The organism is Rhodococcus sp. DK176 (assembly GCF_038447315.2).
Taxonomy (GTDB): domain Bacteria; phylum Actinomycetota; class Actinomycetes; order Mycobacteriales; family Mycobacteriaceae; genus Rhodococcus_F; species Rhodococcus_F jostii_A.
Genome location: NZ_CP118321.2, coordinates 1,225,470 through 1,242,071, shown reverse-complemented (window position 1 = coordinate 1,242,071; position 16,602 = coordinate 1,225,470). Strand labels below are relative to the sequence as shown.

General features: G+C 67.7%; 17 protein-coding genes. 8 read left to right on the top strand and 9 right to left on the bottom strand.

Annotation, left to right across the window (positions count from 1 at the left end; all coding sequences use genetic code 11):
* The first annotated feature begins 25 nt into the window (after positions 1-25).
* Positions 26-1,129, top strand: a complete 1,104-nt coding sequence (locus tag PSR88_RS05815; protein ID WP_029537317.1) for a branched-chain amino acid aminotransferase — start codon at positions 26-28, stop codon at positions 1,127-1,129.
* 19 nt (positions 1,130-1,148) lie between these two features.
* Here PSR88_RS05815 and PSR88_RS05810 read toward each other — a convergent pair whose 3' ends face one another.
* Genes PSR88_RS05810 through cobU form a run of 3 tightly spaced genes read right to left on the bottom strand, consistent with a single transcriptional unit; the run spans position 1,149 to position 3,654 of the window.
* Entirely contained in the window at positions 1,149-1,889 is a 741-nt protein-coding gene (locus PSR88_RS05810) for an adenosylcobinamide-GDP ribazoletransferase (RefSeq protein WP_016880025.1), read from the bottom strand.
* A gap of 2 nt (positions 1,890-1,891) precedes the next feature.
* Positions 1,892-3,010, bottom strand: coding sequence for a nicotinate-nucleotide--dimethylbenzimidazole phosphoribosyltransferase (cobT, locus tag PSR88_RS05805; RefSeq protein ID WP_016880026.1), 1,119 nt, complete (start codon positions 3,008-3,010; stop codon positions 1,892-1,894).
* Positions 3,007-3,654: a bifunctional adenosylcobinamide kinase/adenosylcobinamide-phosphate guanylyltransferase gene (gene cobU / locus PSR88_RS05800; protein WP_011594260.1), complete on the bottom strand. Its 648-nt coding sequence runs from the start codon at positions 3,652-3,654 to the stop codon at positions 3,007-3,009. Before cobU ends, cobT begins: the two co-directional genes overlap by 4 nt.
* Before the next feature lie 100 nt (positions 3,655-3,754).
* Here cobU and PSR88_RS05795 point away from each other — a divergent pair, with 100 nt between their 5' ends.
* The gene (locus tag PSR88_RS05795) at positions 3,755-3,970 is read left to right on the top strand and encodes a hypothetical protein (RefSeq protein ID WP_016880027.1); all 216 of its coding nucleotides are present in this window, start codon (positions 3,755-3,757) and stop codon (positions 3,968-3,970) included.
* A 3-nt stretch (positions 3,971-3,973) separates the two neighbouring features.
* On the opposite strand, the gene PSR88_RS05790 is transcribed toward PSR88_RS05795, so the two are convergent.
* Positions 3,974-4,630 (bottom strand): DUF3043 domain-containing protein, encoded by a 657-nt coding sequence (locus PSR88_RS05790; RefSeq protein ID WP_009473786.1) that lies wholly within the window; start codon positions 4,628-4,630, stop codon positions 3,974-3,976.
* A gap of 88 nt (positions 4,631-4,718) precedes the next feature.
* Here PSR88_RS05790 and PSR88_RS05785 point away from each other — a divergent pair, with 88 nt between their 5' ends.
* The 3 genes from PSR88_RS05785 (at position 4,719) to PSR88_RS05775 (ending at position 7,437) form a co-directional block, all read left to right on the top strand.
* Complete coding sequence (locus PSR88_RS05785; RefSeq protein ID WP_016880028.1) at positions 4,719-5,792, top strand: glycerate kinase; 1,074 nt, start codon at positions 4,719-4,721, stop codon at positions 5,790-5,792.
* Positions 5,793-5,933: 141 nt separating this feature from the next.
* On the top strand, positions 5,934-6,284 hold the full coding sequence (locus PSR88_RS05780) for an iron-sulfur cluster assembly accessory protein (RefSeq protein ID WP_005247725.1): 351 nt from the start codon (positions 5,934-5,936) through the stop codon (positions 6,282-6,284).
* A 178-nt stretch (positions 6,285-6,462) separates the two neighbouring features.
* The gene (locus tag PSR88_RS05775) at positions 6,463-7,437 is read left to right on the top strand and encodes a carbohydrate kinase family protein (protein ID WP_016880029.1); all 975 of its coding nucleotides are present in this window, start codon (positions 6,463-6,465) and stop codon (positions 7,435-7,437) included.
* 71 nt (positions 7,438-7,508) lie between these two features.
* Here the strand turns inward: PSR88_RS05775 and asnB are convergent, their stop codons facing one another.
* A complete protein-coding gene (asnB, locus tag PSR88_RS05770; protein WP_011594256.1) occupies positions 7,509-9,434 on the bottom strand; it encodes an asparagine synthase (glutamine-hydrolyzing) in 1,926 nt (641 codons plus the stop codon).
* 261 nt (positions 9,435-9,695) lie between these two features.
* On the opposite strand from asnB, the gene PSR88_RS05765 reads away from it, so the two are divergent.
* On the top strand, positions 9,696-10,763 hold the full coding sequence (locus tag PSR88_RS05765; protein ID WP_016880030.1) for a cytochrome c oxidase subunit II: 1,068 nt from the start codon (positions 9,696-9,698) through the stop codon (positions 10,761-10,763).
* Between the two features lie 41 nt (positions 10,764-10,804).
* The gene (locus PSR88_RS05760) at positions 10,805-11,221 is read left to right on the top strand and encodes a cytochrome c oxidase subunit 4 (protein ID WP_009473781.1); all 417 of its coding nucleotides are present in this window, start codon (positions 10,805-10,807) and stop codon (positions 11,219-11,221) included.
* Positions 11,222-11,289: 68 nt separating this feature from the next.
* On the opposite strand, the gene PSR88_RS05755 is transcribed toward PSR88_RS05760, so the two are convergent.
* Positions 11,290-11,892, bottom strand: coding sequence for a TetR/AcrR family transcriptional regulator (locus PSR88_RS05755; RefSeq protein WP_011594254.1), 603 nt, complete (start codon positions 11,890-11,892; stop codon positions 11,290-11,292).
* 69 nt (positions 11,893-11,961) lie between these two features.
* Here PSR88_RS05755 and PSR88_RS05750 point away from each other — a divergent pair, with 69 nt between their 5' ends.
* Positions 11,962-12,918, top strand: coding sequence for a DMT family transporter (locus PSR88_RS05750; RefSeq protein ID WP_016880031.1), 957 nt, complete (start codon positions 11,962-11,964; stop codon positions 12,916-12,918).
* Here the strand turns inward: PSR88_RS05750 and PSR88_RS05745 are convergent.
* From PSR88_RS05745 to PSR88_RS05735, 3 genes are read right to left on the bottom strand one after another with little or no spacing between them, the layout of a single operon-like run.
* The gene (locus tag PSR88_RS05745) at positions 12,915-14,564 is read right to left on the bottom strand and encodes a cytochrome b (protein WP_050787461.1); all 1,650 of its coding nucleotides are present in this window, start codon (positions 14,562-14,564) and stop codon (positions 12,915-12,917) included. The genes PSR88_RS05750 and PSR88_RS05745 overlap by 4 nt on opposite strands.
* Before the next feature lie 29 nt (positions 14,565-14,593).
* Positions 14,594-15,736, bottom strand: coding sequence for a ubiquinol-cytochrome c reductase iron-sulfur subunit (locus PSR88_RS05740; RefSeq protein WP_009473777.1), 1,143 nt, complete (start codon positions 15,734-15,736; stop codon positions 14,594-14,596).
* Positions 15,733-16,584 (bottom strand): cytochrome c, encoded by an 852-nt coding sequence (locus PSR88_RS05735; protein ID WP_081437413.1) that lies wholly within the window; start codon positions 16,582-16,584, stop codon positions 15,733-15,735. Before PSR88_RS05735 ends, PSR88_RS05740 begins: the two co-directional genes overlap by 4 nt.
* Positions 16,585-16,602 lie beyond the last annotated feature (18 nt).

The following is a 16,602-nucleotide window of genomic DNA, read 5'->3' as shown; positions in this document are numbered from 1 at the left end:
GAAGGTGTTCGATAAGATCACGGGCATGACAGGTGTCACCGAGTTCGTTCGCGTCCCGCATCCCGCCCTCACCTCCGACGAGGTACGGCGAGAGATACTGGCGGCGCCCGGATTCGGCCGGTACTTCACGGACCACATGGTGTCGATCACGTACTCCACGGAGCTCGGCTGGCACGACGCCAAGGTGGAACCGTACGGGCCGCTCCAGCTCGACCCCGCCGCGATGGTGCTGCACTACGGGCAGGCCATCTTCGAGGGGCTGAAGGCGTACCGGCAGCCCGACGGCGGTATCTCGACGTTCCGCCTCGAGGCGAACGCCGAACGACTCGCGACGTCGGCTCGCCGTCTCGCGATGCCGGAGCTGCCGGAGGAGTTGTTTGTCAAGTCGATCACCGAACTGCTCGAGCTGGACCACGAATGGGTGCCCGCCGCCGGCGGCGAGGACGCGCTGTACCTCCGCCCGTTCATGTTCTCCACCGAGGCCGGTCTCGGGGTGCGTCCGGCAGACGAGTACCGCTACCTGCTGATCGCCTCGCCCGCCGGCGCCTACTTCCCGCGTGGAGTGAAGCCGGTCAGCGTGTGGCTGTCGACGGAGTACGTGCGCGCCGCGCCCGGTGGCACCGGCGCCGCCAAGTTCGCGGGCAACTACGCGGCGTCGCTTCTCGCGCAGGCGCAGGCCGCCGACGAGGGTTGCGACCAGGTGGTGTGGCTCGACGCGATCGAGCGGTCGTACGTGGAGGAGATGGGCGGCATGAACCTCTTCTTCGTGTTCGGCTCCGGTTCCGACGCCCGGCTCGTGACGCCGTCCCTGTCCGGTTCGCTGCTGCCGGGTATCACCCGCAACTCGCTGCTGACCCTCGCGACCGACGCCGGTTTCGCGGTGGAGGAGCGTCGGATCAGCACCGACGAATGGCGCACCAAGACCAAGTCGGGCGAGATCACCGAGGTGTTCGCGTGCGGTACGGCGGCGGTCATCACGCCCGTCGGCCGGGTCAAGTCGGCCGAGGGTGAGTTCACGATCGCCGACGGCGAGCCCGGCGAGGTCACCATGGCCCTGCGCGACACTTTGACCGGCATTCAGCGGGGAACGTTCGCCGACACACACGGGTGGATGACCAAACTGCGCTGAGCTCGGTTCCGGCGGTCGCTCAGAAGGTGAGACCGATCGCCGCGACGGTGACGGTGATCTCGAGCGCGGCGCCGAGTACGTCGCCGTTCAGGCCGGCGAATCGCCGGACGCAGTGGGCCACCAGCAACGCGGTGAGCGTCAGCGCGACCACTACGACGACCGGTCCCTGCCACCACGGCAAGGTGCACCACGCGGCCGCCGCGAGGAGCGGAACGGTCCAGGCGATACCGGTCCACGGGGACTGGGTTTCGGCGACCAGTGCGCCGAAGCCTTCCGTCGACGACGCGGGAATTCCGCGCCGGCAGGCGAAGACGACCGCCACCCGCCCGGCCGCCACGGCGACGGCGGCGCACGCGAATTGTCCTGCGGCGGCGAGAGATCCGAACGCCAGTCCCTGAGCGCCCAGGCAGATCACCAGGGCGCACACCCCGAACGGGCCCGCGCCGCCGCTGTGCATCACGGCCCGCGCCCGCTCCGGAGGCCCGTAACAGCCGAGCCCGTCGACGGTGTCGGACAGACCGTCGATGTGCATGCCCCGGGTGGCGAGGGCGTGGGCACCCACCGTCATCAGGCCGGCGAGGGCGGGGTCGAGACCGGCGGACACGAGTGCCCACAGCAGCCCCGCGGCCAGGACTCCCAGCGCGATCCCCGTCACCGGCGCCGCCCGGATCGCGCGGCGACCCGACACGCGGTCCACTGAATCCGGTCCGCGCAGGGGGAGGACCGTCAGCCAGGAGAACGCGAGCAGCACCCCCGACACGGTCAGCCCGCGGTATCGGCGGCGGAGCCGGTCTCGGTGCCGTCGCCGTCCTCGGCGCCGCGGGTGCTGACGCCGGCCTCCGCGAACGTCGCCATCTCCGCGAGCGTCGCGACGGCGCCCTGCAGGATCGGCAGCGCGGCGACGGCGCCGGACCCCTCACCGAGCCGCATGTCCAGTTCGAGGAGGGGGTCGAGTTGCAGATGCTTCAGCGCGATCGTGTGTGCCGGTTCCGTGGAACGGTGACCGGCAAGCCACCACGCGCGGGCGCCGTGCGCGAGTTCCTCCGCGACCATGGCGGCCGCGGTCACGACGACGCCGTCGAGAATCACCGGGGTCTTGCGGGCGGAGGCCTGGGCGAGGAAGCCGGCCATCGCGGCGAGGTCGGCGCCCGACACCGTCCGCAGGAGCGCCACCGTGTCCCGGACCACCGGCCGGGCGCGGCGCATCGCGTCGCGAATCGCTGCGGTCTTCCGGATCCAGCCGGCGTCGTCGACACCGGTGCCCCGGCCGACCGCCGCCACCGGTTCGGTGTCCGTCAGCGCGGCGATGAGAACGGTGGCCGGTGTGGTGTTGCCGATTCCCATGTCGCCGGCGATCAACAGGTCTGCACCGGAATCGATTTCGGAGTCGGCGATGGAACGTCCGGCCTCGATGGCCTGCAGTGTCTGCTCGTGGGTGAGCGCGTCCTCGCGGTCGATCGCCCCCGACGAGCGGCGAATCTTGAACGCGGACACCGACGGATCCGTGTCGCCGTCCACGGACAGGTCGACGACGCGCACGCTTGCGCCCGCCCGGTTCGCGAGGGCGTTGACGGCTGCCCCGCCGCCGACGAAGTTGGCGACCATCTGGGCCGTCACCTCGGGCGGATACGCCGAGACGCCGGTCCGGGCCACCCCGTGGTCACCGGCGAACACCACCACCCGCGCCCGCGCGAAGGGGACGGGCGGGCAGACTCCCTGGCAGGCCGCTGCCCAGCACGCGAGCGTCTCGAGGCGTCCGAGTGAGCCGGCCGGTTTGGTGAGCTGCAACTGACGGGCTTCGGCCTGTGCGCGCACCCCTTCGTCGGGTGGGGTGACGGGTTCGAACCGACCGGGGTCGGTGCTCACGGACTCGCTGGTCACGCTTGGCCTCTCGTTCGAGTGGACACTTCTGCCCCGCACGACTCGCGTGCGGGATCATCTTTCAAGATCATGGTCAGCCCGGCGACGACGAGGACGACACGATCGCAGACCTGGGCGAGTCGCGCGTTGAGGGCGCCGATCTCGTCGCGGAACAGGCGACCGGACCGGGTCTCGGGGATGACCCCGAGACCCACCTCGGGAGTCACCAGCACGAGTGCGCCGCGGTAGTCGCGGACGCTCGCGACGAGTTCGTCGGTGCGTGGGGTGATGGTGCCCCGCGGCGAGTCCCAGGCTGCGGCGCCGTCGAGTTCGACGGTGAGCCAGGTGCCGAGATCGTCGACGAGGGTGGCCGAAGCCTCGGTGGGGGAACGCAGCTGGCCGGCGAGGTCGAGCCGGTGCGCGGTTTCCACGGTGAGCCAGCTGGCGGGGCGCCGATCGCGGTGCTGAGCGATGCGGTGTTCCCAGTCGTGGTCGTCGGGGTCGCGGTGGCTGGTGGCGACGTAGCGCACCCGGCCCGCACCGGCCAGGGCCTGGGTCAGTTCCTCGGCGTGAGCGGATTTTCCGGAGCGTGCACCGCCGAGCACCAGCGTTCGCGACGTCGGGTTCGGACGGCTCGGGCGGTCCGGGGAATCGGCGGTGGGCACGGTGGGAAACGCTACCAACCGACCGGAGTGGCAGTATTTTGACGAAGAACGTCAATTCCGCCACTGTTGGCGGGAAGTGAATGGGCGGAAAATTTCAGCCATGACCGAATTCCTCGTCCTCGTTGCACTTATCCTCGTGCTGCATGCGGCCGTGACGTATGCCGGTCGGCACCTGGGATCACTCCCGCCGCGACTGCGGAAAAGCTACCGCGACAACTTCTTCCGACCGGCCGATCCCATGACCGACCTGTCGTACGACCGCGACGCCGAACTGGGGCGGCTGCTCGCCGAGACGCACCGCGCGCCGCACAACTGACCGTCAGATGGCGTCGCCGGGGCGCACCCGTGGCTTGGGGGCCCGCAGCTTGCGGATCTGCGACGCACGCACGAACGCGTACCACCCGAGCTTGAAACCGCCGTCGGGGGTGTCCGGGAAACGCTCCCGCACCTGATTGTTGATCTTGCGGCCCAGCCAGACGCCCTCGATGGCCATGAACATCATCATGATGAGCATGGCGAGCGTCACGATGGCCTGCAGCGCCGGGCTGACGAACATGGCCATGATGAGAACCAGGGCCAGCGGCATGAACAGGCCGACCAGGTTGCGCCGGGCGTCCACGATGTCGCGGACGTACGCGCGGACCGGGCCCTTGTCGCGAGGGAGGAGGTACTTGTCCTCGCCGGCGAGCATGCGGGCGCGTCGCTCGGCGGCGGTGGCGCGTCGCTCCGCCGCGGCGACCTTGCGCTCTTCCTTGCTGCCGCGGGTGGCCTTCTTACGGGCGCGTGCCTCTTTCGCCGTCAGGGGTGCGGGCGCGACCGGTCCGCGACGCCTCGCCTCGGCGTCGCGTCGCTTGGGGGTAGGGCGGCCCTTGCCTGCCTGTTCGGCGGACTCCGCCTCCGGGGCCGTGGACGACTCGGCGACCTCGACGTCCCGCTTGTCTGAATTGTCCGAATCACCGCGGCGTAGCAATTTCACCCTTCCAGAGTATGGGAAGACGCCACCGGGAGGAAAACCGCCCTCACATCGAAATGCCGGGTCGCGCCCGTCGCCATACACTTCGCCGATGCGAGTGATGATCGCACCGGACTCCTTCGGTGAAACGCTGACCGCCGTCGAGGCGACCGCTGCGATCGCGGCGGGATGGTCGGCCGTGCGCCCGGACGACCAGCTGATCGAGGCGCCGCAGTCCGACGGCGGCCCCGGATTCGTGGACGTGATCGCCGCAGCAGGCGGCACCGTCCGGACCGCGGTCGTGGAAGGGCCGCTCGGCGCCGACGTCACCGCCCGCTGGCTCCTCGACGGCACCGACGCCTACCTCGAATCCGCCCAGGCCTGCGGACTCGGACTGCTGGGCGGACCGCCGACGCCCCGCACCGCCCGCGACGCGCACAGCCGAGGCGTCGGCCAACTCGTCGTGGCGGCCCTCGCCGCCGGAGCGCGCAGAATCGTCGTCGGCCTCGGCGGCAGCAGCTGCACCGACGGCGGCCGTGGCGTCGTCGAAGCCCTCGCGCAGGGCTTCGGGAGCGCGGACGCCGCCGTCGCCCGCCTACGTTCGGTGGAACTGGTCGCCGCGTCCGACGTCGAGCACCCGCTGCTCGGCGAGCACGGCGCCGCCCGCGTGTTCGGACCGCAGAAGGGTGCCGACCCCGACACCGTCGCCTTCCTGGAGGACAGGAACGCCGCGTGGGCGGGGCAACTGCAGCGGGTGACGGCCCGGGAGGTCGCCGCCGAGGCCGGAGCCGGCGCCGCCGGTGGCATCGGCGCCGCGCTGCTCGCCCTCGGCGCGACCCGCGAATCCGGTGCTCACGTGGTCGCTCAGCGCACCCGGCAGGACCGCCAACTCGCCTCCGCCCAGCTCGTGATCACCGGGGAAGGCCGCCTCGACCAGCAGTCGCTGCGCGGGAAACTCGTGATCGCGCTCGCCGCTGCCGCCCGCCGGCGGTCGATTGCGACGCTCGTCCTGGCCGGGCAGGTACTCCTCGACGCCGCGGACCTCGACAGCGCGGGCATCGACGACGCACTGTCCCTGGTCGATCACGCGGGATCGGTCGAACTCGCGATGTCGGACGCATACGCGCAGCTGAGAGACCTCGCCGCGGCCGCGGCCCGGGGTTGGGAAGGTGTGGCCGCAGGGTAGTAACCCGAATCCGTGGCGTCGGATACCATGGACGTGGATCGATCTGCGGAGGCTGCCGCAGGGAATGGAACCCGGGAATAAGTCGGGCGCGGAGTACCGTTGAAGCGTTCACGGGTTTGTTACGAACTACAGGGAGAGCCCATGACTGTGCAGAACGAGACCGCCGTCCACGGCGTCAAGATGACCGAAGCCGCGTCCGCCAAGGCGAAGGCGCTGCTCGATCAGGAAGGTCGTGACGACCTCGCACTGCGTATCGCCGTGCAACCCGGCGGCTGCGCAGGACTGCGTTACCAGCTGTTCTTCGACGACCGGAACCTGGACGGCGACCTGATCGTGGACTTCGGCGGCGTCGCCCTCGCGGTGGACCGGATGAGCGCGCCGTACGTCGAGGGTGCCTCGATCGACTTCGTCGACACCATCGAGAAGCAGGGTTTCACCATCGACAACCCCAACGCGACCGGTTCGTGCGCCTGCGGCGACTCCTTCAACTGAGTCCCGGGCCGAAGTACAACTGAATCGACAAGTCTGACGCGGCGCCGACCGGCTGCCGCGTCAGACTTTTTTCGTGCCCGATCTCCACGTACCCGGGTCCCGTGCTGCCGACCGATCATGGTGGTACTCCGGGGTACGGTGAGAAATCCCGACCGAACTCATCGAAAGGCATCCGCCCGTGACAATTGCGGTAACCGGTTCCATCGCCACCGACCACCTGATGCGGTTTCCGGGCCGGTTCGCCGAGCAACTGCTCGCCGATCAGCTCAGCCACATCTCGTTGAGCTTCCTGGTCGACGACCTCGTAGTCCGGCGCGGGGGAGTGGGCGGCAACATCGCCTACGCCATGGGCGTGCTCGGTGGATCTCCGCTGCTGGTCGGGGCTGTCGGAGCCGACTTCGCGGACTACCGCCGGTGGCTCGAGAGCAACGGTGTCGACTGCACCGCCGTCCGGATCTCGACCACCGCGCACACCGCGCGTTTCGTGTGCACCACCGACGAGGACATGGCGCAGATCGCGTCGTTCTACCCCGGTGCGATGAGTGAGGCCCGCGAGATCCAGCTGTCGGGGATCGGGCAGGACGCCGGACCGCTCGAACTGGTCCTCATCGGCGCCAACGACCCCGAGGCGATGATCCGCCACACCGAGGAATGCCGCCGGCAGGGCATCCCGTTCGCCGCCGACCCGTCGCAGCAACTCGCCCGATTGAACGGCGAGGAGGCGTCGGCGCTGATCCGCGGCGCGAAGTACCTGTTCACGAACGAGTACGAATGGGGACTGCTACAGCAGAAGACCGGACTGTCCGAGGAGGAGATCCGCGCTCAGGTCGGCGTCCGCGTCACGACGCTCGGTTCCAAGGGCGTCGAGATCGTCGACTCCGAGGGCAACTGGACCCGGGTCGCCGTCGTCCCCGAGAAGGCGAAGGTCGACCCGACCGGTGTCGGTGACGGATTCCGGGCCGGATTCCTCCTCGCGCACAGCGCGGGCCTGAGTTTCGAGCGCTCCGCACAGCTGGGGTCGCTGGTGGCCGTGCTCGTGCTGGAGACCGTCGGAACCCAGGAATGGACGTTCGACCGCGACGAGGCCGTCAAGCGCCTCGCGGACGCCTACGGCTCCACCGCGGCCGACGAGATCGCTGCCCTCCTGCCGTAACAGGCGGCTCCGCCGCCCGTGAGTGGTTGACGAGTCCCTGGACTCCTCAACCACTCACGGGCGCGAAGCGCCTACAGCGAGACCGGGTACGCCGGCTCGGCGATCTCCGGAACGATGCGGTTCTCGACGAAGATGCCGTGCCAGACCATGAAGATCAGCACGGTCCACAGGCGACGGCTGTGGTCGGACACCCCGTCCCGGTGGTCGTTCAGCATCTTCGTGATCGCGGCCTTGTCGAGCAGGTGATCGGTGCCCGACGCCGCGATCTGCTCGTGTGCCCAATCGAACAATTCCGTGCCGCGCAGCCAGTGCCGCAGCGGCACCGGGAAGCCCAGCTTCGCCCGATGGAGCACGTGCCCCGGGACGATGCCCTCCAGCGCCTGACGCAGCGCGTACTTGGTGGTGCTCTTGGTGATCTTCTGATCCAACGGCACCTGCGACGCCACCTTGAAGACCTCGGGATCGAGGAACGGCACCCGCAGTTCGAGCGAGTTCGCCATCGTCATCTTGTCGGCCTTGACGAGGATGTCGCCGCGCAACCACGTGAACAGGTCCAGGTGCTGCATCCGGGCCACCGGATCCCACCCCTGCGACTGCGCGTAGATCGGGTCGGTGACGTCGCGGTGCGTCCACTCCGGCCGGAAGTCGCGCAGGACGGCGCGCAGCTGTGCGTCGTTGAAGCTGCGCGCGTTGCCGTAGTACCGCTCTTCCAGGGTCAGTGAACCGCGGTTGAGCAGGCTCTTTCCCCGGGTGCCCTCGGGGATGCGCTCGGACAGCTTCCCTGCGGCCCGCCGCAGTCCCTTGGGCAGGTACTCGAACGGCTTCAGCGAAATCGGCTCGCGGTAGATGGTGTACCCGCCGAACAGCTCGTCGGCGCCCTCACCGGACAGCACGACCTTGACGTGCTTGCGCGCTTCCTTGGCCACGAACCACAGCGGAACCAGCGCGGGATCGGCGACCGGGTCGTCGAGGTACCACACGATCTCGGGGATGGCGGCGGCGAACTCGGACGGGCTCACCACCTTCACCACGTGGCGCGCGCCGATCGCTTCGGCGGATTCGGCTGCGACGTCGACCTCGGAGTAGCCCTCGCGCTCGAAACCGGTGGTGAACGTGATCAGGTTCGGGTTGTGGCGCATCGCGAGCGCCGCGATGGCCGTCGAGTCGATGCCACCCGACAGGAAGGACCCGACCGTGACGTCGGCGCGCATGTGCTTGGCGACCGAATCCTCGAGTGCCTCGGCGATCTCGCGGTATCGGGCCTGGTCGGTGCCCGCGGCGAACGGACGCACCGGGAAGGTGGGCGCGAAATAGCGGGTGATCACGGGTTCTTCGCCCGGGCGCACGCGGGCGAAGCAACCGGACTCGAGGCGGCGGATCTGCTTGTGGAGGGTTTCCGGCTCCGGCACGTACTGCAGGACGGTGTAGTGCTCGACGGCCCGCGGATCGAGTTCGGTGCCGATACCGATCAGGCTCGCCAGCTCCAGCAGGCTCTTCTTCTCGCTACCGAACGCGGTGCCGCCGGTGCCCGTGGCCAGGAAGAGCGGCTTTATCCCGAACGGATCGCGCGCGATGAACAGCTCCCGCGTCTCCGTGTCCCAGATCGCAAACGCGAACATGCCGCGCAGACGACGGACGGCGTCTTCGCCCCAGTAGTGGAACGCGGCGACGATGGACTCGCTGTCGCCCTCTGTGACGAACTGCGCACCGAACTGCTCGGCGAGTTCGGCGCGAACCTCGAGGTAGTTGTAGATCTCGCCGTTGAAGGTGAGCGCGTAGCGTTCCGGATTCTCCGCCGGACCCCACCGCAACGGCTGGTGGGAGTGTTCGATGTCGATGATCGACAGCCGATTGAACCCGAAGACCAGATGGTCGTCGTGCCAGGTCCCGTGCTCGTCCGGCCCACGGTGCCGCAGGCAGTGCATCGCCTGGTCGACCTGTGAGACGGCGTTGTCGCTGGTTTCTCCAGAGGTCAGTAGCCCGAGCAGTCCGCACACAGCGTCCGGTACCTCAATTCAGAATCTTGGAAGGCTCCACGAGGTGGAGTGGTCAGGGATCTCTGCCGGAAAGTATGCCGCAGATTCCCGGAGCGGCCGGTTCGGGCCGCCGGTGACGGTGCCCCGGCTCGAACAGCGGCACCGGCAGCGACACGTCGCCCGACCCGAGGATGGAGAGCCGCCGCCTTTGGTCTACGCTGCGTAGTAATTGGGCCTTCCCATCGGGTGTGCCCTAGTGGAATTTGCGGCGATCAGGAAGGCGTGAACGTGGCGCAAGGTCGGATCCTTCGGCGGGCAGGGTTGGCAGTATCTTTGGGCATTGCTGCCTTGCTGCTGTCGGGTTGTTCAATCGACAACGAGGTGCTTCGTTTCGGGTGGCCTTCGGGCGTAACCCCGCAGGCGCACCGCATGCGTGAACTGTGGACCTGGTCGGTCATCGCCGCCCTCGTCATGGGTGTGCTGGTGTGGGGACTCACCTTCTGGGCGGTGATCTTCCACCGTAAGAAGAAGGACTCACCCGAGTTCCCGCGGCAGACGGCATACAACGTGCCGCTCGAGCTGGCGTACACCGCGGTTCCGTTCGTCATCATCGCCGTGCTGTTCTACTTCACGGTGATCGTGCAGAACCATGTCCTCGAGAAGGAGGACAACCCCAACGTGGTGGTGGATGTCACTGCGTACCAGTGGAACTGGAAGTTCGGCTACCGCTCCATCGACCTCGGCGAGGGTGGCGGCAAGTATGACGGCGTCGATCAGGAAGCGCAGGCTGCGGTCGAGTCCGCACCGGCGTCCGAGGCGGAGGCCGAGGGTGAGCACGCCCAGCCCGGTCCGATCCACGGCAAGACCCCCCAGGACCTGTCCTACCTGCACTACGACAAGATCGAGACGATCGGCTCGAGCAACGAGATCCCGATCCTCGTTCTGCCGACCGGCAAGCGGATCCAGTTCGAACTGGCCTCGGCCGACGTCATCCACGCCTTCTGGGTGCCGGAGTTCCTGTTCAAGCGCGACGTGAACCCGAACCCGAAGGAGAACCACTCCGACAACGTCTTCCAGATCAGTGAGATCGAGAAGGAAGGTGCCTTCGTCGGGCGCTGCGCCGAGATGTGCGGCACGTTCCACGCGATGATGAACTTCGAGGTTCGCGCCGTGAGCCCCGACAAGTTCGCGCAGTACATCGAGCTGCGCAAGCCGGCGAGCGAAGGCGGCCGGGATCTGACCACGGCGGAGGCTCTGCAGGCCATCGGCGAGTCCCCGGTTGCGACGTCGACGTCTCCCTTCACCACCGATCGCGGCTACAAGCAGGCGAGCGGTGTCGAAGGTAACTGAACCTGCTGCTGATACCTCACTGACCAAGGACAAGTGCTGATATGAAGATCGAAGCCAAGCTCTTCGAGATCCTGACGGTATTCTTCATTCTCGTCGCGATCGTCTACGGCGTCTTCACCGCCGTTTCACGAACCGGTATCGAGTGGGCGGGTCTGACGGGCATCTGCCTGTCGGCGGGACTGACGCTGATCATCGGAACGTACTTCCGGTTCGTCGCCCGTCGCCTCGACACCCGTCCCGAGGACTACGAGGACGCGGAGATCGCCGATGGTGCAGGCGACCTGGGCTTCTTCAGCCCCGGTAGCTACTGGCCGATCCTGCTTGCCGCTTCTGCTGCCTTCGTCGCAGTCGCGATGGCGTTCTTCCAGCCGTGGATGATCGTGGTCGCCGTGGTTGCCGTGCTCGCGGCCGCAGCGGGTCTCGTCTTCGAGTACTACGTCGGGCCCGAGAAGCACTAGTTCCACCCATATTCGAACAGCGGAGGCGCCGAATCCCACCGGGATTCGGCGCCTCCTCTTTGTCGTCCCTAACGGGCCGGGCCGGCCGCCGCGGCGAGGAGTGCCGACGCCTGATCGGATGCGAGTCGCACCGCCTCGGGGAACACCTGCAACCCATGTGAGACCAGTGCCCCTTCGTGGAGCAGCATGACAGTGCGTGCGAGTGTCTCCGGGTCGCGCACCGACGCGTCCCGGCACACGCCGGTGAACAGGTCGAGCATCCACCGCTTCTGGCCGACGATGACCGCGTACGCCGGATGTGCCGGGTCGCTGATCTCCGCGTGCGCGTTGACCATGCTGCACCCCTTCGCGCTGTTCTCCGCGGTCCACTCCCGGGATGCGTCGAAGATCGCGGTCAGGCGCCGTCCGGGGGAGTCACCGGCGGTGTCGAGGTGGCCGGCGAGAAACGCCCGCCACCGCTCGTCCCGGTCGGCGAGGTACTCGACCACGATCTGTTCCTTCGAACCGAAACGGTCGTAGAGCGTCTTCTTCGTGACACCGGCCTCGGCGGCGATGAGATCCACGCCGACCGCGTGGATTCCCCGCTCGTAGAAGAGGCGGCCGGCCGCGTCCAGCGCCCGCCTCGCTCCCGGTGTGAGCACGACGCGTCGCGGTGACGGTACAGATTCCATGACAAAAGTATACAGATCGGTATAGGTTAGGGAGGTATACCGATCTGTTTACTTAGGTGGTGGTCAGACGTGAATGCGCTTCTCGCCGTGATGTTCGTCCTGTGCTGGAGCTCCGGCTTCATCGGGGCCAAACTCGGTGCCGGGGACGCGGCCCCTCTGACCGTACTGACCTGGCGGTTCCTGCCACTCGCCATCGCACTCGCCCTGGCGGCCGCGCTGTTCGGACGAGCACGGTGGCGGGGACTCGGGTCCCGTGCACTCGGTCGTCAGGTGACGGTCGGCGCGCTGTCGCAGACCGGATATCTGCTGACCGTCTACCAGGCGATCGGGCTCGGCGTCTCGACCGGCACCACGGCACTGATCGACGGCACCCAGCCCCTGGTCGTCGCCGTGCTGGCCGGCCCGCTGCTGGGTCAGTACGTCGCGCCCAAGCAATGGTGGGGGCTGCTGCTCGGACTGGCGGGGGTCGTGATCGTCACCGCAGGCGACGCCACCGCTGCGTCCGGCGTGTCCTGGTGGGCGTACCTCGTGCCCTTCGCCGGGATGCTGTCGCTGGTGGCCGCGACCTTCCTGGAGAGTCGCTCACCGACCGACAGCGACCCCGTCGTGTCCATGACCGTGCACTGCGCGACCAGCGCCGTGCTCTTCACCGCCCTCGCCGCGTGCGCCGGACAGGGGTCGCCGCCGCCGACGGCGGCGTTCTGGTGGTCGGTGGCCTGGCTGATCGCCCTGTCCACGTTCGGCGGCTACGGCCTGTACTGGCTCGTGCTGCGACGGAGCGGCGTCACCCGGGTCAATGCCCTGATGTTCCTGATGGCACCGGTGACGGCGATCTGGGGGGCCGTGATGTTCGGCGAGCCGTTCGGGATCCTCACCGCGCTCGGTCTTCTCCTGGGACTCGGGGCGGTCGCGCTCGTGTTCCGCGCGCAACCGCGGGGGAGGGGAGCGGGCACGACGCCCACAGACGAGCAGAGCCCCGAACCGGAAGTGGTTCGGGGCTCTGCTCGAGTGCGGAGGCGAGGCTAGTGGGCCTCGCCGTTGCCGGACGATCCGTTGCCGGATGCCGACGAACCGTTGCCGTGGGCGCGGTCCTGGTACTCCCGCAGCATCGTGAGCTGCTCGTGCTCGCCGTGGTGCAGGGCGTGCTCGAGCGCCAGGCTCTCCTCGACCGGGTCGGCCGTGACGAGGCTGCCGGAACCGGGCTTGCCGGCGGAACCGAGCTTGTTCATCTTCTTCGGGACGGTCGCACCCTGGTACTCGAGCGGGATCGGGTGACCGTGGTCGTCGACCGGGCCGAGCGGCTGGTGGATCTCGATGTACTGACCGTTCGGCATCCGCTTGATGATGCCGGTCTCGATGCCGTGCTCGAGAACCTCACGGTCGCTGCGCTGGAGACCCAGGCAGAACCGGTAGGCCACGAAGAAGGCGATCGGAGGCAGCAACACCATGCCGATGCGGCCGATCCACGTCATCGCGTTCAGCGAGATGCTCAGGTGGTACGCGATGATGTCGTTGATGCAGGAGATCGTCAGGACGGCGTAGAACGCAATCGCCATCGCACCGATCGCGGTACGCACCGGAACGTCACGCGGACGCTGCAGCAGGTTGTGGTGAGCGTCGTCCTTGGTCAGACGCTTCTCGATCCACGGGTAGGCGATCAGCACCGTGAACACCAGACCCATGATCAACGCGACGGCGAACACCGACGGAATGGTGTAGCGGTCGAACAGGTAGATGTCCCACGCCGGCCACAGGCGGGCCAGGCCGTCCGTCCACATCATGTAGATGTCGGGCTGCGAACCTGCCGACACCTGCGACGGGTTGTAGGGGCCGATGGTCCAGACCGGGTTGATCTGCAGCACGCCACCCATCACGGCGAGCACACCGAACGTGATCGCGAAGAACGCACCCGACTTGACGGCGAACACCGGGAGGATGCGCACACCCACGACGTTGTTCTCCGTGCGGCCGGGGCCGGGGAACTGCGTGTGCTTCTGGTACCAGACGAGCGCGAGGTGACCGGCGATCAGGGCGAGGATGATGCCCGGGAACAGCAGGACGTGCGCGACGTACAGGCGGGGGATGATCAGGTCGCCGGGGAAGTCGCCGCCGAAGATCAGCCAGTGCATCCAGGTGCCTGCGATCGGGATGCTCAGCGTGATGCCGGAGAACGCGGCCCGCAGGCCCGTGCCGGACAGCAGGTCGTCGGGGATCGTGTAGCCGAAGAATCCCTCGAACATCGCCAGGATCAGCAGCAGGCAGCCGATGACCCAGTTGGCCTCACGCGGACGCCGGAAGGCGCCGGTGAAGAAGATGCGCATCAGGTGCACGACGATCGACGCCGCGAACATCAGCGCGGCCCAGTGGTGGATCTGACGGACGAACAGACCGCCGCGGACCTCGAACGAGATGTTCAGCGTGGTCTCGTACGCGCGGGACATCGTGACGCCGCGGAGCGGCTCGTACGCACCGTTGTAGACGACGTGCGCCATCGACGGATCGAAGAACAGGGTCAGGTAGACACCGGAGATCAGCAGGATGACGAAGCTGTACAGCGCGATCTCGCCGAGCAGGAACGACCAGTGGGTGGGGAAGACCTTGTTGATCTGCCGCCGCATTCCCGCTGCGAGGTGGTAGCGCGAGTCCATCGCTTCGGCCTGGCCGGTGGCCATCGCGCTCAGTTTGGACGGTTTGTTGTCGGTCACGGTCGACGCTCCCAAAATGCCGGGCCGAGAGCTTCGATGTAGTCACCCGTTGTGACTAGGAAACCCTCTTCGTTCACTGTAATAGGCAACTGCGGAAGTGCACGAGCGGCCGGACCGAAAATCGGCTTTCCGTAGGTCAGCGCATCGAACTGCGACTGGTGGCACGGGCAGAGGATTCGGTTGGTCTGCTGTTCGTACAGGGAGGTGGGGCAGCCGAGGTGGGTGCAGATCTTCGAGAAGGCGAAGTAGTCGCCGTAGTTGAAGCTCTCCTGGCCCTTGCGCTTGGTGACCCGCGCCGTGTCCTCCGTGCGGAGGCGGATGAGCATGGTCGCGTTGCGGATGCCGCGCAGCGCCTCGAGCAGTGCGTCGTGGTCGCCGCGGTCGGACTCGCGGAACGGGAACACCGTTTCCATCGCGCCGGCGTCCAGGTCTTCCGGGCGGACGAGGACGACGTCCTCGGGGCGACCGGTGTCGCGGCGCAGGTAGATGGTTTCGCCTTCGTAGCGGGGGGTCCATCCCGAGACCCACAGCGGGGAGTCGTCGCGCTTGGCCCACGGGTTCTTGATCAGACCACCGAGGGGCATGACGGACATGATGCCGAGGGCACCGCCGCCGAAGATGAGGGTGCGCTTGAGGAGCTTGCGGCGTCCCAGCGTCGACGTGTCGAACGAGTCGCCGAGTTCCGCGACGATCGTCTTGCGGTCGACCTCGGACGATCCACCGTCGTGGCGGTCCTGGATGGACACCTCTTCGGGGATGAACTTCTTGGTGAACTGCACCGCTCCGACACCGAGGCCGAGGATGGCGAGACCCATGGTGAGGCCGATCAGCGGCGTGTACAGGCTGTAGGCCGAGTAGTGCTCCTCGCCGGCGCCTGCGTATTCCCAGGGCCAGAAAAGGTAGATCGCGATGAACGCGATCGCCGAGATGCCGGAGAGAGCGAACCAGAAGGCGACCGACCGCTCTGCGCGCTTCTCGGCCTTCGTCCCCGGAACCGCCCAGCGGTTGCGTCGGAACGCGACGTCGACGTGGTCGAGGTTGGTGCCGAGCTCGACCAGTTCGTCGCGGCTCAGGTTCTCGAGTTCTGCATCCGTGTACTTCTTTGGCGTGGCGCCGCCCGGCTGGCCAGCGTCGCTCATGACCTTGCTCCGATCCACAGTGCTGCACCGACGACAGCGATGATTCCGATGACCCACATGGCCAAGCCCTCGGAGGCGGGACCGATGCCGCCGAGTCCGTAGCCGCCGGGCTGCTTCGTCTCGCCTGAAGACTTGATGTAGGCGATGATGTCCTTCTTCTCCTCGAGGGTCAGCTGACGGTCCGAGAACTTGGGCATGTTCTGCGGGCCGGTGACCATCGCGGTGTAGATCTGCTGCTCGCTGGCCGGGTCGAGGACCGGCGCGTACTTACCGGACGAGAGCGCACCGCCGCGCCCGGTGAAGTTGTGGCAGGACGCGCAGTTGAGGCGGAACAGTTCGCTGCCGCGTCCGATGTCGCCGCCGCGCAGCGACGACTGGGCGACCTCGCCGTTCTCGTCACGAATGACCGTGGGGCCGCCGCCGTTGGCCTGGACGTACGCGCCGATGGCGTCCGTCTGCTCGGCGTCGAACTTGACGGGCTTTCGCTCGACCTGGGCCTCGTTACGCGAGGCCGGCATGCGTCCCGACGACACCTGGAAGTACACGGCTGCCTCGCCGACACCGATCAGGCTCGGTCCGCGATCCTGCACACCCTGCAGGTTCGCGCCGTGGCATGTGATGCACGAGGTGTCGTACAACTGCTTGCCCTCGCGGATCAGTGCTGCCTGATCGTCGGTGGCGGTGGCCACCTGCGGGGTCGGCGTCAACGCGGACGCGAGGAAACCGGCGCTGACCAGTCCCATCATCAGGACCAGGGCGCCCGTGACGCGCCTGCGGAGCTTCCGCTGGCGGCGTGCCTTCGAGGCAGACGCTGTGGTATCGGATGCGGGAGGGGGGGATGAACTCATCTGTATCCCTTTGGTATG